At 37.9% G+C, this 22,484-nt stretch carries 24 protein-coding genes; 3 read left to right on the plus strand and 21 right to left on the minus strand.

The window, feature by feature from the left end; translation table 11 throughout:
• Positions 1–46: 46 nt before the first annotated feature.
• From A3223_RS02820 to aroQ, 10 genes are read right to left on the minus strand one after another with little or no spacing between them, the layout of a single operon-like run.
• Positions 47–640: a TIGR00730 family Rossman fold protein gene (locus tag A3223_RS02820; RefSeq protein ID WP_084108660.1), complete on the minus strand. Its 594-nt coding sequence runs from the start codon at positions 638–640 to the stop codon at positions 47–49.
• Complete coding sequence (gene fliY, locus A3223_RS02825) at positions 640–1,488, minus strand: flagellar motor switch protein FliY (RefSeq protein ID WP_084109271.1); 849 nt, start codon at positions 1,486–1,488, stop codon at positions 640–642. Before fliY ends, A3223_RS02820 begins: the two co-directional genes overlap by 1 nt.
• Positions 1,478–2,581 carry a flagellar motor switch protein FliM gene (gene fliM, locus A3223_RS02830; RefSeq protein WP_054196277.1) on the minus strand — a complete coding sequence of 368 codons (1,104 nt, stop codon included), beginning with the start codon at positions 2,579–2,581 and terminating at the stop codon, positions 1,478–1,480. Before fliM ends, fliY begins: the two co-directional genes overlap by 11 nt.
• Complete coding sequence (locus A3223_RS02835) at positions 2,581–3,285, minus strand: RNA polymerase sigma factor FliA (protein WP_021090868.1); 705 nt, start codon at positions 3,283–3,285, stop codon at positions 2,581–2,583. The genes fliM and A3223_RS02835 overlap by 1 nt, the downstream gene beginning before the upstream one ends.
• The gene (locus A3223_RS02840; protein WP_021090750.1) at positions 3,257–3,601 is read right to left on the minus strand and encodes a hypothetical protein; all 345 of its coding nucleotides are present in this window, start codon (positions 3,599–3,601) and stop codon (positions 3,257–3,259) included. Before A3223_RS02840 ends, A3223_RS02835 begins: the two co-directional genes overlap by 29 nt.
• A 13-nt stretch (positions 3,602–3,614) precedes the next feature.
• Positions 3,615–4,481 (minus strand): P-loop NTPase, encoded by an 867-nt coding sequence (locus A3223_RS02845; protein ID WP_084108663.1) that lies wholly within the window; start codon positions 4,479–4,481, stop codon positions 3,615–3,617.
• On the minus strand, positions 4,474–5,841 hold the full coding sequence (flhF, locus tag A3223_RS02850; RefSeq protein WP_084108666.1) for a flagellar biosynthesis protein FlhF: 1,368 nt from the start codon (positions 5,839–5,841) through the stop codon (positions 4,474–4,476). Before flhF ends, A3223_RS02845 begins: the two co-directional genes overlap by 8 nt.
• 10 nt (positions 5,842–5,851) lie before the next feature.
• Complete coding sequence (folK, locus tag A3223_RS02855; protein ID WP_084108669.1) at positions 5,852–6,328, minus strand: 2-amino-4-hydroxy-6-hydroxymethyldihydropteridine diphosphokinase; 477 nt, start codon at positions 6,326–6,328, stop codon at positions 5,852–5,854.
• Positions 6,325–7,350, minus strand: coding sequence for a M24 family metallopeptidase (locus A3223_RS02860; RefSeq protein ID WP_084108672.1), 1,026 nt, complete (start codon positions 7,348–7,350; stop codon positions 6,325–6,327). Before A3223_RS02860 ends, folK begins: the two co-directional genes overlap by 4 nt.
• Positions 7,347–7,826 (minus strand): type II 3-dehydroquinate dehydratase, encoded by a 480-nt coding sequence (gene aroQ, locus A3223_RS02865; protein ID WP_004317604.1) that lies wholly within the window; start codon positions 7,824–7,826, stop codon positions 7,347–7,349. Before aroQ ends, A3223_RS02860 begins: the two co-directional genes overlap by 4 nt.
• An 84-nt stretch (positions 7,827–7,910) precedes the next feature.
• Between aroQ and mqnF the strand changes: the two genes are divergently transcribed.
• On the plus strand, positions 7,911–9,128 hold the full coding sequence (mqnF, locus tag A3223_RS02870) for an aminofutalosine deaminase family hydrolase (RefSeq protein ID WP_084108675.1): 1,218 nt from the start codon (positions 7,911–7,913) through the stop codon (positions 9,126–9,128).
• Positions 9,116–9,979, plus strand: coding sequence for a signal peptide peptidase SppA (gene sppA / locus A3223_RS02875; protein WP_084108678.1), 864 nt, complete (start codon positions 9,116–9,118; stop codon positions 9,977–9,979). The genes mqnF and sppA overlap by 13 nt, the downstream gene beginning before the upstream one ends.
• Positions 9,980–10,032: 53 nt before the next feature.
• On the opposite strand, the gene A3223_RS02880 is transcribed toward sppA, so the two are convergent.
• The 3 genes from A3223_RS02880 to A3223_RS02890 all read right to left on the minus strand — a co-directional run bounded on the left by A3223_RS02880 (position 10,033) and on the right by A3223_RS02890 (position 11,921).
• Positions 10,033–10,923, minus strand: coding sequence for a glutamate--tRNA ligase family protein (locus A3223_RS02880; protein WP_084108681.1), 891 nt, complete (start codon positions 10,921–10,923; stop codon positions 10,033–10,035).
• Positions 10,901–11,146, minus strand: coding sequence for an RNA recognition motif domain-containing protein (locus A3223_RS02885; protein WP_009294719.1), 246 nt, complete (start codon positions 11,144–11,146; stop codon positions 10,901–10,903). Before A3223_RS02885 ends, A3223_RS02880 begins: the two co-directional genes overlap by 23 nt.
• 223 nt (positions 11,147–11,369) lie before the next feature.
• A complete protein-coding gene (locus tag A3223_RS02890; RefSeq protein WP_084108684.1) occupies positions 11,370–11,921 on the minus strand; it encodes a DJ-1 family glyoxalase III in 552 nt (183 codons plus the stop codon).
• Positions 11,922–12,005: 84 nt separating this feature from the next.
• Here A3223_RS02890 and A3223_RS02895 point away from each other — a divergent pair, with 84 nt between their 5' ends.
• The gene (locus A3223_RS02895) at positions 12,006–12,263 is read left to right on the plus strand and encodes a SelT/SelW/SelH family (seleno)protein (RefSeq protein ID WP_257639230.1); all 258 of its coding nucleotides are present in this window, start codon (positions 12,006–12,008) and stop codon (positions 12,261–12,263) included.
• Positions 12,264–12,606: 343 nt separating this feature from the next.
• Here the strand turns inward: A3223_RS02895 and efp are convergent, their stop codons facing one another.
• The 8 genes from efp to pheS all read right to left on the minus strand — a co-directional run bounded on the left by efp (position 12,607) and on the right by pheS (position 22,428).
• A complete protein-coding gene (gene efp, locus A3223_RS02900; RefSeq protein WP_021090997.1) occupies positions 12,607–13,173 on the minus strand; it encodes an elongation factor P in 567 nt (188 codons plus the stop codon).
• 19 nt (positions 13,174–13,192) lie between these two features.
• The gene (serA, locus tag A3223_RS02905; RefSeq protein ID WP_257639249.1) at positions 13,193–14,773 is read right to left on the minus strand and encodes a phosphoglycerate dehydrogenase; all 1,581 of its coding nucleotides are present in this window, start codon (positions 14,771–14,773) and stop codon (positions 13,193–13,195) included.
• Complete coding sequence (locus tag A3223_RS02910; RefSeq protein WP_257639231.1) at positions 14,767–15,195, minus strand: hypothetical protein; 429 nt, start codon at positions 15,193–15,195, stop codon at positions 14,767–14,769. The genes serA and A3223_RS02910 overlap by 7 nt, the downstream gene beginning before the upstream one ends.
• A gap of 59 nt (positions 15,196–15,254) precedes the next feature.
• A complete protein-coding gene (locus tag A3223_RS02915; RefSeq protein ID WP_084108689.1) occupies positions 15,255–16,931 on the minus strand; it encodes a 30S ribosomal protein S1 in 1,677 nt (558 codons plus the stop codon).
• An 80-nt stretch (positions 16,932–17,011) separates the two neighbouring features.
• Positions 17,012–17,836, minus strand: coding sequence for a 4-hydroxy-3-methylbut-2-enyl diphosphate reductase (locus A3223_RS02920; protein ID WP_084108692.1), 825 nt, complete (start codon positions 17,834–17,836; stop codon positions 17,012–17,014).
• Positions 17,826–19,103, minus strand: coding sequence for a 3-phosphoshikimate 1-carboxyvinyltransferase (gene aroA / locus A3223_RS02925; RefSeq protein ID WP_084108695.1), 1,278 nt, complete (start codon positions 19,101–19,103; stop codon positions 17,826–17,828). The genes A3223_RS02920 and aroA overlap by 11 nt, the downstream gene beginning before the upstream one ends.
• Positions 19,100–21,436 carry a phenylalanine--tRNA ligase subunit beta gene (gene pheT / locus A3223_RS02930; RefSeq protein ID WP_084108697.1) on the minus strand — a complete coding sequence of 779 codons (2,337 nt, stop codon included), beginning with the start codon at positions 21,434–21,436 and terminating at the stop codon, positions 19,100–19,102. The genes aroA and pheT overlap by 4 nt, the downstream gene beginning before the upstream one ends.
• Positions 21,433–22,428 (minus strand): phenylalanine--tRNA ligase subunit alpha, encoded by a 996-nt coding sequence (gene pheS / locus A3223_RS02935; RefSeq protein ID WP_084108699.1) that lies wholly within the window; start codon positions 22,426–22,428, stop codon positions 21,433–21,435. Before pheS ends, pheT begins: the two co-directional genes overlap by 4 nt.
• Between the last annotated feature and the right edge of the window lie 56 nt (positions 22,429–22,484).

Genomic DNA, 22,484 nt, shown 5'->3' on the forward strand with positions numbered 1-22,484 from the left:
TTTTTACCTCTTTGAAATTTAAAAGGGGATATTTTATATCTTATTTTTAAATAGCCAAAATTTCGTTTGCAATAAACTCTAAATCATCGGTGATTTTGTATAAATTTATATCTTCTTTTTTTATTGTTTTTTGGCTAACTAGCGTATTTTTTATAAACTCATCAAGCCCTTGCCAAAACTCGCTCCCAAAAAGAAAAATTTTTACTTTTTTGCTACCAACTTGAGCAAGTACTAAAATTTCAAAAAGTTCATCAAGAGTGCCAAAGCCACCCGGAAAGACGACAAATGCGACTGACCGATCGGTAAGTGCAAATTTTCTTGGGCTTAAATTTGAAAAGAGATATTTTGCCGTAACGTAAGGGTTTGTATTTTGTTCAAACGGAAGCCTCACATTTAGGGCTATGCTTGGCGATTTTGCACTGTCAAACGCGCCCTTGTTTGCAGCTCTCATTATGCCGTCCCCGCCACCAGTTAAGATGGCATATCCCAGCTCGTTTAGCCTATAAGCTAATTCATAAGCCTTTTTGCAGTAGAAATTTTCTTCATCAAATCTAGCCGAGCCAAAGAAGGTAACATTTTTATTTTTATATTTTAAGACGTTTGGAAAATTTAAAAGATCGCTAACTAATTCATTATTCATTATTTTAATTGTTGAAGCCTCTCACGTTTTGAGCCTATCTGAGTGATCTGGATGCCAAAGTTTCCATCGATTATGACAACTTCGCCAAGAGCTATTACCTTATCACCGATCAAAATTTCTAGTGGATCGTTTGCTAATTGATTTAGCTCAATAACTGAGCCAATATCCATGGTAAGTACATCTTTTAAGAGCATTCTTTTTGAGCCGATACGAACACGAATAGGTAGTCTAACATCCATTATAAGTCCGATATTTCTCATCTCTTCAGCGCTAAAATCGCCCTTAGCTGCATGAGGAGTGCTCGCTGGTGCAGCTGGGGCTTCAGTCTTTGTTGGCTCAAAAAATTTCATCAACGAATGATCGCAAGCAAAACCGATATGCTCACTTAAATCTTCGATTTTGACATTAAATAAAAATAGCTTTTCATAAACACTAAAATCAAGCGAAGAATTTTCATCTAAAAAATTTACATTTATTACTTCAAAATTTATCTTTGGCATGCCCTTTTGAGCGCCCAAGGATGTACTAAAAGCACTAAAAAGATTTGAAAATATCTCTTTTGCGGCGTCAAGCTCATCACTGCCTAAATTTTCATTCTTTGAAATTTCCTCTTCGCCCATCATCCATTCGCTAATGGCACTTATTAAAACTGGAGTACATACTATCTCTGTTTTAGCATTGATATCGCCACTTAAAGAGATATTGGCCATCACTACTGGTGGCTTTATGCCATTTTGTGTTGGTGCGTCAAATTCATTTCTTTCACCAACCTCTGGAGCTCTACCCGTAAGTCCTTCGATAGTAGCTTTTAATTCGTTAGAAAATATATTAAAAAAATCATTCATCATCTTCATCGTCCTCTTCTTCTTCCATTTTGCGCTCATTAGCTTCATACGCCATTAGCTTTGCTTTTCGCTCTTCTTCGTATTTTTCTAAGATATTTTTGATCTCATCTTTATCAGAGCGTATTAATTGTTCAATCCTTATAGATTTTCTAAATCTATGAAGCCCAACTTCAGCTAAGAAAACTTCTTTTTTATCGATACAAACGATCGCCTTATCATCAGCTCCTCTATCAAGCCTTAAAATATCGCCTTCTTTTAAATTTAAAAACTCATTTACGCTGATGATCGATTTGCCAAGTATGGCTTCATATAAAATTTCTGCTCGTCCGATAAGTGTTTTTAGCTCTTTATTTCTACTTTTTTTTGCACTTGTTTCGCCAAGCATAATGTCTCTATTTGCAAGGCGTGAGAGTATCGGTTCAAGATAGATGACTGGATAGCATAAATTTATCATACCGCTTGAGCCACCAACTATGATCTCCATAACGACCATGATGACGATTTCGTTTTGAGAGACGATCTGTACGACATTTGGACTGCTCTCTTTAGCTTCCACATTTGGATACATATCAGTTATCATCGACCAGCTCTCTTTTAGACGCTGCATGATCATTCTAAGCACCGCATCAAGCAAATTTACTTCGATGTCGGTTAGCTCTCTATTTGCCTCAAAATTTTCACCAGTTCCCCCAAGCAAACGATCTATCATCGGAAAGGCAATACTTGGATTTATCTCCAAAACACAGTTTCCATCAAGCGGTTTTATAGAAAAGACGTTAAAGCTCGTTGGACTTGGCAAGCTCATCAAAAATTCGCCATAAGTCATCTGATCAACACTGTGAAGTCTGATCTCGACAATACTTCTCATAACACTAGAAATTTGACTAGCTAAATTTCTAGCAAGCTTATCATGGATGCCTTTTATCGCACGAAGCTGCTCTTTACTAACGCGATTTGGACGCTTAAAATCATAAATAATAATCTGCTTTTGTTCGCCTTGCGATCTCTCTTCAACCTCGATATTACTCGTATCGCCGTCTTCATCAACAACTTCAAGTAGCGCGTCTATCTCTTCTTGACTTAAAATATCAGCCATTAAACCCCCAAGCTGCGCCTGATACGATCAAGCAAACGTTTATGAATTTGTGAAATTCTACTCTCGCTGATATTCATGATCTGGCTTATCTCTTTTAAATTTAGCTCTTCATAATAGTAAAGCTGAACCAACATCTGATCTCTTTCGTCAAAATCTTTTAAAGCTTCTTCTATTTTTAAAATGAGATCCTCTCTCTCAATACTTTTCTCGACATCATTTTGACCAATTAGCTCCATTTGCTCGTCTATTGGCAAAATAGTAATGATACCGCTAACGCCTCTTGCCTCTCTTATCTTCTCAATATCTTCATTAAGCTTTTCGGCCAAATACTCATCGCTTGGCTCTTCTTCAAATTCATTAAAGTAGTTATCTATCTCGCTATTTATGCTCTTTACTAGCTTTCTATCGCTTCTGCTAACAACATCAAGCGTCCTTAGATAATCAAGCATAGAGCCATAAATTCTCTTTTTGCCATAACCCCAAAAAGAGTCATTTTGCTCCTTGTCATACTTCCTGCTAAGTTTTATCATCTCTTCAACACCAATGCTTATTAGGTCATTTGTATCTATACTTGATGGTAGCCTCTCTTTAAGCCTAAACGCCATTGCACGCAGTGCTGGCATATATTTTAAGACGATTTCGTCTTGTTCCTTTTTTATCGTGTTTTTATAAGCGTTAAGCTGCTTTTGCTTTAACTCGTGCATTTCGTTTACCAGAATCAAAATTTTCAGCAGTCATTTTTACCATTATATTTTCCATACGCTTTTCTCTAGTATTTAGCTCAGAGATGAGATAGTCTGCGATCTCTTCGTGTTTTTGTTTGTCAAAAATTTTAGTTAAAGCCCTTTTTACATCGATGTAGTTCATGATAACAATGTGAATTATAAGATAAAAAAACAAAGTAATAACTAGTGTATAAACAAGCATTTCGATAGGCTCACTCACCTTTAGCAAGGTAAAAACTATACCTACAAAAAAACCACAAACCGTAAAAAATGCTATAAAATTTTCTGCACGCAAAGCTCAATCTCCATTAAAATTGTTCTATCAAACGCTTAAAGAAGCCCCCAAAGCTCCTGCTTTGCTCATCGTTAAGCACTTTTCGTTCCAACCTATAAAGTAAATTCGAAGCTATTTGTTTTATCTGAGCACTAGGCTCAGCATAAGCAGCATCGTCTGTAAAAAGTGTTCGTTGTTTTATGCTTCTTGAAACATTCTTATCAGAAGTCACAAATCCTATAAGCTCTAAATTTAAGCTAGGCCCGATATTTGCATTAGCAACACGTTTGATATTTTCATAAATTCTAGTCGCTTCTGCTTCATTTTTTACCATATTTAAGAGCAAAAGCTCGCTATTTTTAAACCTTGAGACGATCTTTATGACAGCGTATGCATCGGTTATCGCCGCAGGATCAGGCACAGTCACCACCACGACCTCATCAGCTGCCTCTAAAAACAGCTGCGTGCTACCACCTATGCCAGCTCCGGTGTCAATGATCAAAAAATCAAGCTCATCAAGCTCGCTCGCCTCATCTAAAAATCTTTCAAATAAAAATTGATTGTTAAATTTCAAAATTTCATCGCCGCTTTCGCCAGGAATGAGGATCAAATTTTTATTTATAGGTATCAAGATATCTTTTAGGCTGCACTCGCCTTTTAGCACGTGAAGCAGGTTTTTACCCATTTTTACATTTAAGATGACGTCAAGGTTTGCAAGGCCGATATCAGCGTCAAAAAGCCCTACTTTGTAGCCATTTTTTGATAAAACATTTGCCAAATTTGCACTTATCGTACTCTTGCCAACACCGCCTTTACCACTAGTAATCGCAATAAAATGCGTATTTTTACTCTTGCTTTGAGACTGGACTAAACTTTGTAATTTTTGCGCTTGATTATTCATCTCTAGCCTTTTGCTTTGTAAAGCCGTCAAACACGCACTCTACTAAAAATTCGCTCTTTGCCTCCACAAGATCATCAGGCACCTCTTGACCCACGCTAAAGTAGCTAACTGGCGTGTTTGTCTCATATATCAGCGAAAAGACATTGCCAAAAATTTTTGTCTCATCAAATTTTGTGATTATCAGCGTGTCAATATCCAAAAATGAAAATCCATTATAAATTTCTATTAGATCCTCAACCTTTGAGCCAGCCGAAAGGACCAAATTTACATCGATCTTTGCGCCGCTATGCTTTAAAAATTTATCAAGCCTTTCAAGCTTTTCTTTGTCATACTGCGAATTTCCAGTCGTATCAATAAGTATCACATCACAATAATTAAGCTGTTTGATAGCATTTTGAAAGTCATCTATCTCAATGACATCGAGAATAGGTAGCTTCATCATTTTAGCGTATTGAAATAGCTGCTCAACCGCTCCAATACGATATGTATCAAGCGTGATGATACCTGTTTTATAGCGCTTTTCATTGCCGTATGCAAAACGAGCAGCTAGCTTTGCAAGAGTCGTCGTCTTACCAACTCCGGTTGGGCCAACTAGCATCATAATACGTTGTTTTTTATCGCTTGGCTCTTTTCTGCAAGGTAGCATATTCCGCAAAAGTGAGTAGAAGTATCTCTTTACTGCGGTTGGATTGCTCTTCATCGAGACTGGCAAATTTTCAAGCGTCGTTTGCATGATCGCCTCTAAATGCTCCTCTTTCATGCCGCTTTGTTTTGCGAGTTTATAGATGCTAGCAAACTCCGGCGGGATCGAGAGATTATTGCGATTTGGGGCTTTTTCGTCCCAGATCATGTCAGTTATGAGCCCTATTTTCTCGCTTAGCGCGCTTACTTGCTTTGCCACATCGTCTATTTTTTTATTCATGCCGTTTGGTATGCTTGACTCTTTATCTTTGACGTCATCGATATTTACATTTGCGATAGTGCTTATCTCTTTTGCAGCAGCTGAGATATTTAAAAGCACGCTCTCGTTTGGATCATAAGGCTCTGGTGATGCTGTCTTTGCCTCAAATTTAGCCGGTTCTTCTTTTATCTCAAATTTTGGCTTAGTAGGTTCATAGTTTTTATTAAATTTAGAATAGGCATTTTCGTAATTTATGGCTTTTGTATTTGGTTTTGTGGGCTGCTTTACATCGTCCTCTTCGACGCTTACTAAAATTTCATAAAGCGGCTTTTTATTTATCGTTTTGGCTTGAATCTGCTTTGTAGTAACTAGTATGGCTTTTTCACCGCACGTTTCTTGAGCCTTTTTCAAAGCCTCGATGGTGCTCTCGCCTGTAAAAGTATGAAATTTTGTAGCCATTTATATCCTTTTAACCTCTCATAAGCCCTAGTGGCACGATCACGCTAAGCCTCTTATCGGCTCCTGGGTGTGGAACGATAAGGTGCGGCGTCTTATAGACTTTTTTACTAAAATACAAAATGTCCAGATCAAGCGTGCGTGGTGCATTTTTAAACATCCTCACGCGCTTAAATTTACTCTCATAGTGCCCCAAAATTTTTAGTAAATCCCGAGGGCTCATAGATGTTTGTAAATTTATAACAGCGTTACTAAAATCATCCTGCGCTTCGTAGCCAAAAGCTGCATTTATAAGGATAGGTGAGACTTCAACTACGTGAAAACGCCTATCTTCGCTAATCGCTCTTATAAATTTATCAAACCTCTTTGCGCTATCACCGATGTTGCCACCCATGCCAACTAGCGCCTCATACTTAAACTCATCTCTTTTATGAAAAAAACTAGGGCAAAAACGGCTTTTTACGATCTTTCTTGCTCCAGCTAGCCTCATAAAATCTCGCACCCACCTTCTCTTGCGACCACCACGTCCTCGATACGCACGCCAAATTCATTTTCAAGATAAATTCCAGGCTCCACGCTAAAGACCATACCCTTTTTTATGAGCGTTTCGCTCCTTGCTGAGATGACTGGAAGCTCGTGTATATCGACACCCACGCCGTGTCCTGTCGAGTGAAAAAAAGCCTTTTCATATCCAGCCCTTGCTATCACGCTTCTTGCTGCAAGGTCTATCTCACACGCCCTAACGCCAGCTCTAGCGACCTTTATCGCAGCAGCCTGAGCCTCTTTTACGATCTCGTAAATTTCTTGCATCTTTGCGTTTTTAAATTTTTGCTCCTTTGAGAAGTTAAAATTTTCATCAAAGCAAGCAGTTCTGGTGCGGTCAGAGCAGTAACGCTTAAATTTCACCCCAGCGTCAAGTAATAGCAAATCGCCTTTTTTTAAAATTTTATCCCCGGGCAGCGCGTGCGCCTTTGCGGCATTTTCGTTTATAGCTACGATCGGATCAAAGCTAAGACCTAGCTCGTTTTTTTGTCTAAAGATGAGCGAGGCGTTAAAATGAAGCTCTTTTTCGCTCATCCCCTCGCCATTTTCACGCACAAATTTAGCAAATTCATCAAAGCATTTAGCTCCAAATTCGCTAGCTTTTTTTAAAATTTTTATCTCATCTTCGCTTTTGCAAATTCTCTTTAGCCTAGAGAAATTTGCCTTTGGCTTGAAATTTATCTTAAAGCCCTTGCTAAGCGCGTTAAATTCACTTAAACTTAGCTCATCAGGGTTAAAAACAAGGCTGCTTGGCTTCATCTTTCTTAAAAATGCCCGCACCTCGCTTATTAAATTTCTCTGCGCTAAAAGAACGACTACACCTGTATTTACACAGCTTTTTGCCTCAAAATAGTACCTCGCATCCGTAAAAAAGTATTTTACGCCATCAAGGCATAGCAAAAACTCATTATCGCAGCTGTAACCGCACTCATAAAATACGGCGTTTTCGTCCTTTAAGATGAAATTCATTGTGCTTTTTGATTTGCTCTTACTGCTTTGATTTGCTCAAAAATTTGAAGCATGCCTATCATCGCCAAATGATAGCCAACTGGTCCAAAGCCCACGATCTGGCCTGCTGCAACTGGTGCAATGAGGCTTTTGTGGCGAAACTCTTCTCTTCTATAAACGTTGCTGATATGCACCTCGATAACTGGCAGCGCAACCGCACTTAGCGCGTCACGGATAGCGATAGATGTGTGAGTGTAAGCAGCTGGGTTTATGATGATGCCATCAGCATCGCCCAAGCACTCTTGGATCTTATCGACTAGCTCGCCCTCAAGGTTGCTTTGAAAAAACTCGATCTCAACGTCATTCTGATCGGCAACGATCTTCATTTGAGAGTGGATATCCTCCATCTTCATAACGCCGTAAATTCCTGGCTCTCTAGCACCAAGCATATTGATATTTGGGCCTTGGATAACCATTATTTTTAGCTTCTTATCCATGTCACTCCTTTTTGATTAAATAGCCCAAATTATACATTTTCGTTCCTAAATTTTCGCTACAATAACAAAAATTTAAGGCTAGAAATGGAAATTTTAAAAGCAAAAAAGATCATCACTGGCGGAGAAAATCCAAAAATTTTAAGAAATTCTTGTGTCGTCATTGATAATGATAAAATTTTAGAAATTACAAGCGAAAAAGAGGCGCAAAAGAAATTTAAAGAGGCGAAAATTTTTAACTTTGGTGATAGTGTGATCGCCCCAGCCTTTGTAAATACGCACGTTCATTTGGAGTTTAGCTCAAACGTTAGCACACTAAAATATGGCGATTTTATAAAGTGGCTTGGCTCTATCATCGATAAAGGTGGCGAGCTAGCCAAAATGGACGCTAAAAAAGCAATGAATGAGGCCATAAATTCTCTGCTAAAAAGTGGAGTTTGCACCATTGGCGAGATATCTAGCTTTGGCTCGGAGCTTGAAATTTTAGCCGCTAGCCCTCTAAAAGTCGTACTTTTTAGTGAAATTTTAGGCTCAAGCGAGCAAATGGTTCAGCAAAATTTGCAAAATTTCTTAGCTAAATTTGAAAAAACAAAGGGCTATAAAAGTAAAAATTTTACCCCAGCTATCTCGCTGCACTCGCCCTACTCTGTGCACCCAAAGCTCGCTAAAGCCGCCCTTGAGATAGCCAAAAAAGACGATCTTCTTGTTAGCACGCACTTTTTAGAGAGCAATGCTGAAAAGCAGTGGCTAGAGCACGGCAGCGGTGGCTTTAAAAAGCATCTTTTAAGATTTAGCCAAGATCCAAAGCCGATGTATGACGCAAATGGCTACTTTGCGATGTTTCGTGAGATAAATACTCTATTTACGCACTGCGTTTATGTGAGCGATTTTGCTAAATTTAAGCCGCATCACAGCGTGACGCACTGCGCCGTTTCAAATAGGTTACTTGGCAAAAAGGCGCTAAATTTAAAAGAAATTTTTAAAAATGATGTCAACTTAAATATCGGCACAGACGGCCTTAGCTCAAATATCAGCCTAAATTTTTGGCATGAACTAAGAGCTGCCCTATTTACCCACGCCAGCCTTGATCTAAACGAGCTTGCCACTAGGCTTTTTGTTGCTGCAACGCATGGTGGAGCAAAGGCACTTAGGACAAATAACGGCGAGATAAAGGCTGGGCTTGCTGCTAATCTTGCAGTCTATAGCGATCAAGAGTGCGATGATAGCGAGCTAATACTTCAGCTCATACTTCACACAAATGAAGCAAAAAAACTATATATCGGAGGTAAAATTTGCAAATTTTAAGGCTTATTTTTAAAGGATTTTTGGGAATTTTTAAATTTATCAATAACTACTTTAAGGCGCTCGTATTTTTGCTGATCTTATTTTTGATTTTCGCGCCAGATGGCAAGATGAAAGAGCCAAATTTAGCCCGCATAGACATCACCGGCACGATAATGGACACAAGCGAAATTTTAGATGCGCTAGAAAAAGCAAGGCTTGATAGCAACATCAAAGGCGTGCTACTCTACATCGATAGTCCAGGCGGCGCGCTAAGTCCTAGCGTGGAGCTAGCCATGGCGGTCAAGCGACTAAAAGAGAGCAAAAAAGTACTCGCATACGCAGCTGGAAACATGGCAAGCGGCAGCTACTACGCTGGCGTAAATGCTAATACTATCGTCGCAAACCCAGGCGCTTTCATCGGCTCCATTGGCGTCATCATGCAAGGGGCAAACATCGAAAATTTAGCCAAAAATTTAGGAGTGAGCGAGCAGGTGGTGAAGGTTGGCGAGTTTAAAGAGGCTGGCACCTTTATGAGGAGCTGGAGCAAGCAAGAGCGTGAGAGCTTACAAGGGCTCGTAAATGACGCTTACATGCTCTTTGTAAGTGACGTGGCAGAGGCTAGAAATTTAGATATCAAGAAAAAAGATGAGTGGGCAAATGCAAGGGTCTTTTTGGCACACAACGCCCTAAAAATGGGACTAATTGATAGCCTCGGTAGCTACATGGACGCTCAAAACGAGCTAGTAAAAATGAGCCTCGTAGATGAGCCAGTTTGGCAAGAAAAACCGCAGATCGAAAAGATAATGGAGAAATTTACAAAGCAAGGCATAAACTCGCTTTTTAACGCATTTTTCGAGACAAAGCTTAGATAATCAAAGCAAAATATTAAGGCGGGGACAAACTGCATATATAGTATAAATTTAGCTCATACTTTGCAAAAATTTTTTGCAATATTTTTTAGCTTAAACTCATAAAGTAGATTTTGGATTTTGTCCGCTGATTTTATATCTAAACCAAGATCATTTGCCAAAATTTTGTAATAAATTTGCGGGCTATCTTTTAGATTAATTGGCGGTGATTTTGAGCTTTTTGAGAGCTTTTTGCCATCTTTTAAAAGTAGCTTATGATGAATAAAATTAGCATTAAAAAATCTAAAATTTAGCCTTTTTGCAAGGTATCTTTGAGCTAGCGTGCAAGATAGCAGGTCTTCCCCTCTAATAACCAAATTTACGCCCATATCTTCATCATCTATCACACTTGCAAAGTTGTAAGCCGGAGTAAAATCTTTTTTATAAATCACAAAATCGCCCATTTGCTCTGTCAAAAGCCTACCAAGAGGGTCGCCCTCATTCACGCTTAGTCTAATCGCGGTCTTGTCTTTTATAAATTTTAGGTTTTTATTTTTACAAATTTTAGTGTAAATGCCGTTTTTATAGGCATTTTTTGTAGTTCTTGAACACTCGCAGATATAAATTTCATCTAATTTTTCAAGTACATCTTCGTATCTTTTAGCTCTTACTTTAAAGCTAAAATTACGCTCAAAGTCACTTACGCTAATTGGCCCTTTATCATATTCAAGCCCTAAAAATTCTAAAACATCAAAGATATTTTGAACAAATTCTTGCCGGTATCTACCAAGGTCATAGTCATCAATACGTAAGTGCAAAACGCCGCTTGCCGAACGTGTCAAAAGATAAGTCAGGATGAAGTTATAAGCATTGCCAGCATGCAAAAAACCACTAGGAGTAGGAGCTATGCGGGATGCTATGCCACCATTTGGTGGCAAATAGTCATTAATCTCTTGGTCTAGCCTCATTTACCCTTAAAGTACGTCCGCCTAGTTCTTTTTCATTTAGCGCGTCTATAGCCTTTTGTCCCTCATTTGCATCGTCCATTTCAACAAATCCAAAGCCTTTTGAACGATCAGTTTCTCTATCTTTTACTATTTTTGCTCGCCTTACTTCACCAAATTGTGCAAAGGCTTCCTTTAATTCTGCCTCTGTCGTTCTATACGACAAATTTCCTACATAAATATTCACAGGAGTGTTCCTTAAAAAAATTACCGATTTATTCGGTTAGTGTGATAATAGCTAATTTTCGTCAAAAAGATGTAAAAAATCAAAAATTTATTATATTTTTTTGAAAAATATTCTTAAAAGATACAAACTCGTATATATAGAGCTTCTATAACTATCACTAAACAAAATCTAATTTTAAGTTTAAAAAGAATAATTAAATAAAAAATTATTTTATCTTTATAAGCTATTTATAAAGTAAATCATTCTTTACTTGAAGATAGGCTTCATCGCCAAGTAAATTTTTAACTATAAAAAGTGCAAATTCCATTGAAACAGCAGGACCTTTTGCTGTAATAATATTTTGATCCCTCAATACACTCTTGCCGTTATCATAGCCCCTTTTATCACTTCTTACATTTTCTTCAAATCCTGGATAACAAACAAAATGATCTTTTAGCACACCAGCACTCTCAAGTACCATAGGAGCAGCACAAATGGCACAAATAAGCTTATTGCTTTTATCAAAATTTTGCAAAATTGCTTTGAGCCTTGTATCGTTTGCTAGATTGCTAGCTCCTGGAAGTCCCCCAGGAAGGACGATCGCATCGTAGTCTAGCTCCTTCATCTCGCGAAGTGTCACATCAGCCTTTACACTTATATTGTGACATCCTTTGATGTTTACGTCATTTAGCCCAACAATAGAAGCTATCGCTCCAGCTCTACGTAAAACATCAACAGAAGTTAGTGCTTCTATCTCCTCAAATCCATCAGCTAAAATCACAGCAACTTTTTTCATAAATTTATCCTTTACAATAATATGTTTTATTTGTTAAGTAAAATTTTATATAATATTGGCTTATTTCACAAGAAAGGACAGAGCATGCAAGTAAAAATTATTTACTGCAACTCTTGAAACTATCGTCCGGTAGCTTCTCGTGTAGAAGATGAAATAAAAGCGAACTTTAGTGATGCAAGAGTCGAAAAGGTTATAGGTGATGGTGGAAATTTCATCGTCGAGATTGATGGAGATGTTATATTTTCTAAGAAAGATCGCATCGGAAATGATGAAGCGAGATTTCCTCACGGTGAAGAGATCACAACTCTTATAAACAAATATCTCAAAGAAAAGTCGGCTTAATGCTAGCTACCGAGACGGGAAACCGTCTCGTTTTTCCCTATTTTTGACTTATGGTTCTACTATCCTAATATAAAAATTTTATAGTTAAAGCGTTAGCCTATCTCGCTAAGAATTTTCATTATTTTATATATTTTTTGATTCTTAAAGATTTTACGAGCCGATGTTTGACTATATTTGGATTTTTATAAAATATAAAAATTTTGTGTATTCTAAGCTAACACTATTTGAAATTTTACAATGTATGAAATGAAGTTTTTTGCTAAAGCCAATACTTTTTAAATAGTGACTTTAGCTAAGAATTAGGCTTACTAAACGTAAATTTAGTAAGAAAGATTAAACTGCTTTATTTATTCGCACGCTCGATATACTCGCCGCGAACAGTATCCACACGGATAACTTCGCCTTCAAGTACGTGAAATGGTATCTGAACTACCGCACCACTCTCAAGAGTAGCTGGCTTTTTACCGCCTTGTGTATCACCCTTGAAATTTGGTGGAGTCTCAACTATCTTTAGCTCAACTACTTGCGGTACTTCAACGCCGATTGCATTGCCATTGTGAAATAAAATTTCAACCATCATGCCATCGATCATCCATTTTTTAACATCACCCACATCCTCATCGCTAATAGCAACTTGTTCATAAGTAACCGTATCCATAAACTGACAATACTCACCATCATCATAAAGATACTGCATCTCTTTTTCTTCAAGATGTGGTTGCTCGCATTTATCGCCTGCATGAAAAGTCTTTTCAAGCACCTTTCCATCGATAAAAGATTTGATTTTTGCACGAACAAAAGCTGCACCCTTGCCCGGTTTAACGTGTTGATATTCTACGATTTTATAAGGAACGCCATCGATCTCGATCTTTAGCCCTTTTTTTAGATCGCCCATTGAATATGAAGCCATTTTTTATCCTTTCAAAATTTTATATAACTGCGTATTGAGCCCAAACGCAAGCTTCAAGTGCGTTTAGCCTCTCTAACGTTTCTGCTTTTATATGTTCATCAACCAAGATGACAGCAAGTGCCATATTGTGATCATCTCTACCAAGGCGGAAGTCTGCGATATTGATCTTTTCATCAGCTAAAATTTTACTAATCTGAGCGATAACGCCTGGCACGTCATGATTTTTAAAGATGATCATCTTACCTTTTGGTTTAAAGTCAGTCTTAAAACCATTTATCGTTACGATGCGTTGCTGATTTTCACCAAATACCGTTCCACCAACGGTTACAATGCCATTTTCAGTAGTTAAGCGAACTGTGATTTTATTTTTAAAAATGCTATCTCCGCCAAGGCTAGTTTCGGTCACTATGCCTTTTTCATCGCATAAAAATTTAGCATTTACATAATTTATCGCATCACCAAGACTCTCTTTTAAGGCGCCCACGATTGCAAAAGTTAGCATTGAATTTGCATATTCGCTAATCTGACCGTGAGTTTCTATACGGATAGCCTTGATAACGCTTTTATTTATCTGTGCAGCAAGAAATGCCATCTTACTTGTAAGATCGATATAAGGCTCAACAAATGGCGGTAGATCTTCTGTTTTTATAGGTAAATTTAACGCATTTGGATAGCTTATACCGCGAGCTGCTAAAATAGCTTGTTCGACTGCCTCAACTGCGATATTTCGCTGTGATTCAAGCGTATTTGCTCCAAGGTGTGGGGTGACGCTTACATTGTTTAGATCAAGAAGTAGATGATCAGTTGCTGGCTCTCTTGTGAAAACATCAATACCAGCAAATGCTATCTTGCCACTTTTTAGTCCTTCATAAAGCGCTTCTTCATTATAAAGACCACCTCTAGCACAGTTTATAAGTCTTACACCATCTTTCATTTTTGCGATCTCTTTAGCGCCTATCATATTGGTTGTCTCTTTAGTCTTTGGTGTATGGATCGTGATAAAATCACATGCTAAAATATCATCAAAATTTTTAGTGTAAGTACCGCCCATATCGATAACTTTAGATGGGTCAATATATGGATCATAAGCAATGATCTCCATACCAAAAGCTTTTGCACGAACGGCTACCCTTGAGCCAATATTTCCAAAGCCGATCACACCAAGCTTTTTCTTAAAAAGCTCAACCCCATACCACTTCTCGCGTTTCCAAATTCTATCTAGTTTTAGATCGTTGTGAGCGTATTCAAGGGATCTAGCTGAAGCTAGCATATGCGCCATTGTTAGCTCAACCGCGGCAATAGTGTTTGCAGTTGGAACGTTCATAGCTATTATGCCACGCCTTGAGCATCCTTCTATATCGACATTATCTACACCAACACCAGCTCTAACGATAGCTTTTAGTTTTTTACCAGCGTTTAAAAAGGCCTCGTTTACTTCAGTTGAGCTTCTTGTTATAGCAACATCAGCCTCGCCTAAAATTTTTAAAAGTTCATCTTTGGGCGTATTAACTGCGTCTATTACGTTTATATCTTGCTCTTTCTTTAAAAGTTCAAAACCTACTGGATGTATCGCATCGCAAACAATGATAGTCTTCATAATTTTACCTCTCTCACACTTGAGTGGATATCATAAACTCTTAGTTCTAAAATGATATTTTGTAGAAGCTTAGAGTCTTGAGTATTTAAAAATATCTGGCTTTTTGCACCATCTTTTACAACAGTAAAATCAACCTCACTTTTTCTTAAAGTCTGCATCAAACAAAACATTGAATAGATATCATTTTTATCTATCAAAAGCTCATATGCAGTAATCTTTGGTTTTTCTATTTTGGGTCGGTTGTATTCTATAAAAATTTCATTTACAGGCAGCACATAATCTCTTTTTCTAATAGTTGCTAGCTCACTCATCCAGTTAATATTGCTGGTTGTATTTTTGGTTAAATTTTGCTCATTTGTGATATTTTCTTCATGTATCTGGCTGAAATTTACACTTGCAAATTTAACAAGAGAAATTCCAACCAATCCCAATATTACAAATAGCAGGACAACTACTAATAAAAGTACGCGTCTGCCCATTTAAACTAAAGTAATTGTTCTTTTATGATATCGCCAAGTGTTACTTTATCATCATTATCATTGATCTCATTTAACACTTCACGCTCTTTTTGTTTTGCTAAACGACGTATGCTCAGGCGAATTCTATTTTTCTTCTCATCGATAAATGCGATAGCTGCTTCGATCTCATCGCCGATCTTAAGTGTGCTAACATCTACACCACCTAGATCTTCTTTGCGGATTAGTGCATCAACGTTATCGCCAAGCTCTACAAACACACCAAAGTCTTTAATGTCGCGAATTGTTCCTTTTACGATATCGCCTACATTAAATTTATCGGCAAATACTTGAACTGGACTTTGTTTTAGGTCTTTTAGGCTAAGTGAAACTTTTTGTTCAGCACTATCGATTTTGATGATTTTTACTTCAAGCTCGTCACCAGCTTTAAACATATCTTTGCATTTATCGTTTCTATCCCAAGATGCGTCTTCGTTATGCAACAAGCCTTCAACGCAACCCACTCTAACAAATGCGCCAAAATTTGTGATAGTTGTCACAACGCCTTTTACTACGTCACCCTCTTTGTGTTTTGCCTTAAACTCATCAAATGGCTTTGGAAGTAAATTTTTAAGGCTTACTCTTAGGCGGTGTCCTTTTGCATCTATCTCAATAACCTCAACATCAATCTCTTGGCCTTCGCTGATGTGATCTTTTGGATTTTTGATATTTTTGTCCCATGAAATTTCAGATATATGTAAAAATCCTTCAATATCATTTCCAAGATCAACAAATGCGCCGTAAGGCTCAATATTACTAACTGTAACTTTGATAGTGTCACCAACCTCTAGTCCATCATTTATGATCTCTTCCCAAGGATCTGGAGTAGCTGCCTTGATAGATAAAGACAAGTGACGTTTTTCGTTGTCATAGCTGATAACTTTAACTAAAACTTTATCGCCTTCTTTATATAGTGAACTAGGATTTACTGGGCCTTTATAACTTATCTCACTGTAATGCACAAGCCCATCGACTCCACCAACATCAACAAACATACCATAAGTTGTGATTTTTTTAACTGTACCCTCTATAACGCTATCATTTTCTACTATGCTTGATAGAGCTTCTTTACGCTTTTTGCGGTCGTCATCTAAAATTTTCTTTCTAGAGACAACTATGCTATTTTCTTCTTTATCAATTTTTATAACTCTTACTTTATATGTTTTACCAATTACTCCTTCAGCATTTTTAAAGCCACTGTGAGTTTTTGGTAAGAAAAATTCCACGCCATTTACATCTTGAGTGATAAAGCCACCTTTATTTTTTCCAACTACTTTTACGTCGATTTCGCCAGAATTTTCAGGATCGTAAGCTTCGATGAAAGCTTTAACTTTCTCTTTTCTAAGTGCTTTTTTGTGCGACACTATAGGTCTTCCATTTCTTGATCCAGTTATTACAACTTTGATCGTATCGCCAACTTTATGCGTCAGGTTGCCATTTGCATCAGTGATCTCAGAAACATTTAAAATGCCCTCTGATTTCTTGCCAACGTCGATTAAAACCTCATCGCCATTGATACTGACGATCTTTGCGTCACTATCTTCTTCAGTCTTTTTAAAAGACTCCTCTAACATCGCAGCAAAATCGATATCTTCGATATCTTCGTCTTTTGCTTTTCCTAATTGAACACTTTTGTTCACAGCCATCTTGATCCTTTAAATTTTATTATGCCAGTAGAGGCAAATTGGCTTATTATAGTTAATTGTGGCTTTAGCTAGGATAAATTTTATACTTTTTTGATTCTATCAACGACTTTTTGTATGATCCAGTCAGGCGTACTTGCACCCGCACTTATGCCACACAAATTTTTGCCATCAAACCATGACTTTTCAAGCTCTTCTTCGCTTTCTATCAGGTAGCTATCTTCGCAGAAATTTTTAGATATTAGGTAGAGTTGTTTTGTATTTGAGCTATTTTTTCCACCAATTATTATCATCACATCAGCTCTTTTTGCCAAATTTTTAGCAGCCTCTTGGTTTTCAAATGTTGCGTTGCAGATGGTGTTAAAAACGCGCACTTCTTTTACATGAAGCATGAGATAGTTTGCGATCTGCATAAATTTCTCAACTTTTCTAGTCGTTTGGCTAACAAGTGCAACCTTTTGTTTAAATTTAATACCCTCTAGCTCGCTCTCTTCAAGCACGACGTAGACGTTACCCTTGGCATATGACTTCACGCCCTTTACTTCAGGGTGGTGCACGTCACCATAGATCACCACGTCATAGCCCTCTTCACTCATTTTTTCACAAATTTGTTGTGGCTTTGTCACAAATGGGCAAGTTGCATCGATCACTTTTATATCGGTTTTTTTTAGCTCCGCAAGGTCATTTTTAGTGATGCCATGAGTGCGGATGATAGCCTTTTTCTCATCTTTTAGCTCATCTATGCCCTCAAGTGTTTTTACATTGTAGTTTTTCTCAAGCCTGTTTATCTCTTCGTTATTATGAATGAGTGGCCCAATGGTCGCAGCATCTCCTGCATTTTCAGCAATCTTTATCGCCCTTTTTACACCAAAGCAAAATCCATAACTACTAGCAAGCTCAATCTTCAATTTTAGCTCCCATTTTCTTTAAAATTTCAGCAAAATTTGGGAATGAGGTGGCGATAAATTCGCTCTTTTCTATCTGCATGCCACATTTTAGTCCAAGCACAGCAAAGCTCATAGCAATCCTGTGATCTCCGTGGCTATCTATCGTGGCAAATTTAGCCTCAGAGCCATTTATGATAAAGCCATCTTCAAGCTCGCTAGCATCAACGCCGCACTGCTTTAAAGCATTTATCGTGACAGCAATTCTATCGCTCTCTTTTACACGAAGCTCTTTGGCATTTATTAGCTTACTTTGGCCTTTGGCGCAGGCAAATGTGATGGCTAAAGCTGGGGCTTCATCGATAAGCCACGAAATATTTTCGCTAACTTCTATACCTTTTAAATTTGGTGAGTATTCAACCTCGATATCACCGATATCTTCGTATTTACTTGAGGTTTTGTGAAATTTTATCTCAGCACCCATTTTTTCTAAAATCCTGTAAGCTTCGATGCGAGTTTTATTTAGCAAGATATTTTTTAAAATGATATGCGAATTTGGGATGATTAAAGCTGCGACCGCGAAGAAAAATGCCGAGCTTGGGTCATTTGGCACGTCTATATCAAGTGGCGCAAGTGGCGAGTTCATCGGTTCCAGTGTGATCTCTAGGTCGTCACGCTTTATATCAGCTCCCATGCCAGCTAGCATACGCTCAGTATGATCTCTGCTTAGCTCTGGCTCACTAAATTTGCAGCCATTTGAGTAAAGAGCCGCTAGTAAAAGCGCACTTTTTACCTGAGCTGAGGCGATCTTGCTCTCAAAACTAAATCTTTCAAATTTTGTTCCTCTTATGCAAAGCGGAGCGTTATTTGCGTTGTTTGCACCATCTATCTTTGCACCCATATCATTTAGAGGTTTTGCTATTCTAGCCATTGGACGCGAGTTTAAATATCTATCACCACTTAGCACAAAAAAGCCCTCTTGTGCGGCTAATAATCCCATAAAAAGCCTCATCGCCGTACCAGAGTTGCCACACTCTAAGATTTCATTTGGCTCTTTTATCTTTTGCGGCGGTGTGATCGTTATTTCGAAACCATTGTCCTCAACTTTTGCGCCTAAAAGCTCGACTATTTTTAAGGTATTTAGCGTATCGCCTGCTCTTAGATAGTTTCTAACGTGAGATGGTTTGTCGCTTAAAAGCGAAAAGATCGCGCATCTATGCGAGATAGACTTATCGGCTGCAATGTCGTCGATGGTTAAATTTAGACTTTTTTCTAATGGATAAATTCTCATCTTATTCCGATATTTAGTTTCTCTTTTAGCTCGCTTAAAATTTTATCCATAAGTGCGTTTATATCGTCATCCTCGAGTGTTTTTTCCATATCTTGGAATGTAAATTTAAGGCTAAGACTGATCGAGCCATTTAGCTTTGCATCTTTGTAGATATCAACTGGTAAAAATTCCTTTAGCTCTTTTAGATTTAGCCCTCTTATGCACTCATAAATTTGTCCAGCCTCGAAATTTTCAGGCACAATAAGGCTAAGATCCCTTGTTGTGCTTTGAAATTTAGAGTAAGGCACTGCCAAAATTGGCTCAAATTTAAGCTTAGCAAAATCAATCTCGCAAACATATGTTCTTGGCAGATCTCTCTTTGCCTCAACTCTTGCGTCAACTCTACCGATATAGCCGATATTTTCGCCATTTTGATAGATGTGTGCTTGCTCGTATGGGCTAAGATATGAGATGCCCTGGCAAGGTTTTAGCTCAAATTTACCTATGACGTTTTGCACCATCGATGCAAATGCGTAGAAATTTGCCTCCTCACCTTTTGCACCGTTTATCAGAGTCGGCTCTTTTAAAAGTCCAGACACAACAAAGCCTAAATTTAAGCCCTGATTTGCATTTTCATCAAAAATTTCTCCAAGCTCAAATAGTCTAACTGAGCGTTTCGAGTTTTTGATATTTTTCTCGCTTGAGCTTAGAAGGTGATTAACAAGTGTCGGTCTAAGCGTGTTTAGCTCGTTATTTATAGGATTTAGTATCTTAACTTTGCATGATTTAAAATTTAACTCGCTAAGCTCATCCTCACTATCAAAGACATAGTGCACACTTTCAAAAAAGCCATTATTAGCTGCTCTACGCCTTAAATTTAGGGCGTTTTTATAGTCAAAATATGTCTTATTTAGCCTATTTTTCTCAGAGAAATTTAGTGGTTTTGAGGCAATATTGTCTATGCCTACTATCCTTACGATCTCCTCGCAAACATCGTGAGAATTTACTATATCATGGCGAAATAACGGCACTTTTACGTTAAAGCTTTCTTGCTCAACATTTACTGCGATCTCAAAGCCAAGTTTCTTTAAAATTTTAACGACATCATTTCTAGCAATATCTTGACCGATCATATTTTTAAGCTCAAAAAGAGAGATGCTTAGTGTTATAGACTCGGTATTTAAAAGCGACTGCTGTGAGCCAGCAAAGAGATTTAGAGCATCTTTAAAATTAGCAAGTCTTTTAAATAAATAATCCGCACCATAAGCTAAATTTGGCTCGCTACCACGACTTGAGCGATAAATTTGATCACCCTTTGGTAAATTTTTATTTTCAAAAATAGCTTTTGAAACTACATCTGGCTTTACGTAGCTAGCTTCTACTAGGATCACTTTTGACTTCTCATCTACTCTTGCTACGTCACTTTGGTAAATTCCAGCAATGCCTAAATTTTTATCACCGCAATAAACGACACATTCGCCATTTTCGCCATTTTTTATATCAAAAACAGCCTTTTCGCCTTCACTTACAAGTTTAGCGTGATCATAAGCCCTAAATAAAACACCCGTGCAAAATGTCGCGTATTCAAGCAGTCTCTCAACTAAATTTGTCTTTTGGCACTCTATTAATGCTAGACGCATACGAGTTATTAGATTTTCATATAGTCCTTCTTTTAGCTCAAAAGCCTTATACAAAAATGACCCACTTACTTTATCCTCTACTCGCACAGAAGCTATTCTGCCAATACCTAGTAAATTTTCGCTCTCATCGTCTTCGTGACTATCTTTCATATTTAGATCAAGCGCTGCACAAATTTCTCTTGCGATGCCATGTAAATTTTGGCAATCGCCTCTGTTTGCTGTGACATCAACTTCAATTATCGTATCTTTAAATACCTCAAATTCGCTAAGACTTGTACCAAGTTTTAGTTTACCGATGCTCTCATCAAGCGGTAAAATTCCATCGTTTACCTTTGGAAGTCCCAGCTCACTTGAAGAGCAGATCATACCACTTGACTCGATACCTCTTAGCTTTGCTTTTTTTATCTCAAGACCATTTGGCATAGTCGTGCCAATAAGTGCAACTGGCACAAACTGGCCAGCTTCAACGTTTTTAGCCCCACACACGATCTGAAGCGTCTCTCCACCAACATCCACTTGACAAATGCTTAGTTTATCAGCATCTGGGTGTTTCTCTCTACTTTTTATGTAGCCAACCACAATACTCTTTGGTAAATTTATCTCTTTATAGCTATCAACCTCTAGCCCGATAGAATTTAATGTCTTTGAAAGTGTCTCGCCACTAACCTCGCTAAGGTCGATCCACTCGTTTAACCAATGCTTTGAAATTATCATTTAAACTGCTCCAACAATCTTAAATCTCCCTCAAAAAGTGACCTCAAATCAGGCACTCTATGAAGCAACATCGCAAATCTCTCAACGCCAAGACCAAAAGCGTATCCACTTACATTTTTATAGCCAACCGCCTTAAATACATTTGGATCAACAACTCCACATCCAAGCACTTCAAGCCAAGTAGTCTGCTTGCACACTCTGCAGCCCTTGCCATGGCAAAATATACAACTAATATCAACTTCGGCACTAGGCTCCGTAAATGGAAAGAAGCTAGGACGAAAACGCACTTGCACATCGCCAAACATATGTTTTAAAAAATCTTCAAGCATTGATTTTAAATTTGCAAAGCTAACTTTCTCAGCATCCTCCACCACAAGGCCCTCGACTTGGTGAAACATCGGTGTATGCGTTAAATCCATATCACGTCTAAAGACAGTACCTGGCGCTATCATACGAATAGGCGGCTTTTGATTTAGCATAGTTCGCACCTGAACTGGGCTCGTATGCGTCCTTAAAAGTCTAAAATCATCTAGGTAAAATGTATCTTGCATATCCCTTGCTGGGTGGTATTTTGGTAAATTTAGCGCTTCAAAGTTGTGAAAATCATCTTCTATAAGTGGTCCAGTTTCAAGTGAGAAATTTAGAGCTAAAAAGTACTCAATTATCTTATCCATCGTAGCCATAACAGGGTGCAGCGCTCCACTAGCAACAGGCTCATTAAATAGCGTGATATCAGCGGCCTCTTTTTTCATCTTGTTATCTATCTCTTGCTCGCTAAGCTCAGCCTTTTTAGCTTCTATTAGCGCGCCAAGCTCATCTCTTTGCTTGTTTAAATTTGCTGCAAATTCCTTTTTCTCATCTTCACCAAGCTCTTTTAGCTTTGCAAAGCCTTGCGCCAAGATGCCCTTTTTGCCAAAAATTTCTACCCTGACTTTTTCCAAATCATCAAGCGTTGAAATTTCATTTTTGATTTTATTAACGAAATCTTGCAATTTTTTGCCTTTATAAATTTTTGAGTCGATTTTATAGAAAAAGAGTTAAAATCAAG

The organism is Campylobacter concisus (genome assembly GCF_002092855.1).
GTDB lineage: Bacteria > Campylobacterota > Campylobacteria > Campylobacterales > Campylobacteraceae > Campylobacter_A > Campylobacter_A concisus_AI.

Excerpts from the sequence above, each read along its gene's own strand:
- folK (WP_084108669.1), bottom strand. The coding sequence starts at position 6,328 with ATGAGGCTAGCTGGAGCAAGAAAGATCGTAAAAAGCCGTTTTTGCCCT.
- aroQ (WP_004317604.1), bottom strand. The coding sequence starts at position 7,826 with ATGGATAAGAAGCTAAAAATAATGGTTATCCAAGGCCCAAATATCAAT.
- fliY (WP_084109271.1), bottom strand. The coding sequence starts at position 1,488 with ATGATGAATGATTTTTTTAATATATTTTCTAACGAATTAAAAGCTACT.
- mqnF (WP_084108675.1), top strand. The coding sequence starts at position 7,911 with ATGGAAATTTTAAAAGCAAAAAAGATCATCACTGGCGGAGAAAATCCA.
- pheT (WP_084108697.1), bottom strand. The coding sequence starts at position 21,436 with ATGATAATTTCAAAGCATTGGTTAAACGAGTGGATCGACCTTAGCGAG.
- efp (WP_021090997.1), bottom strand. The coding sequence starts at position 13,173 with ATGGCTTCATATTCAATGGGCGATCTAAAAAAAGGGCTAAAGATCGAG.
- A3223_RS02860 (WP_084108672.1), bottom strand. The coding sequence starts at position 7,350 with ATGAATTTCATCTTAAAGGACGAAAACGCCGTATTTTATGAGTGCGGT.
- A3223_RS02880 (WP_084108681.1), bottom strand. The coding sequence starts at position 10,923 with ATGAGGCTAGACCAAGAGATTAATGACTATTTGCCACCAAATGGTGGC.
- flhF (WP_084108666.1), bottom strand. The coding sequence starts at position 5,841 with ATGGCTACAAAATTTCATACTTTTACAGGCGAGAGCACCATCGAGGCT.
- A3223_RS02820 (WP_084108660.1), bottom strand. The coding sequence starts at position 640 with ATGAATAATGAATTAGTTAGCGATCTTTTAAATTTTCCAAACGTCTTA.
- A3223_RS02845 (WP_084108663.1), bottom strand. The coding sequence starts at position 4,481 with ATGAATAATCAAGCGCAAAAATTACAAAGTTTAGTCCAGTCTCAAAGC.
- aroA (WP_084108695.1), bottom strand. The coding sequence starts at position 19,103 with ATGAGAATTTATCCATTAGAAAAAAGTCTAAATTTAACCATCGACGAC.
- A3223_RS02915 (WP_084108689.1), bottom strand. The coding sequence starts at position 16,931 with ATGGCTGTGAACAAAAGTGTTCAATTAGGAAAAGCAAAAGACGAAGAT.
- fliM (WP_054196277.1), bottom strand. The coding sequence starts at position 2,581 with ATGGCTGATATTTTAAGTCAAGAAGAGATAGACGCGCTACTTGAAGTT.
- A3223_RS02835 (WP_021090868.1), bottom strand. The coding sequence starts at position 3,285 with ATGCACGAGTTAAAGCAAAAGCAGCTTAACGCTTATAAAAACACGATA.
- A3223_RS02890 (WP_084108684.1), bottom strand. The coding sequence starts at position 11,921 with ATGAAAAAAGTTGCTGTGATTTTAGCTGATGGATTTGAGGAGATAGAA.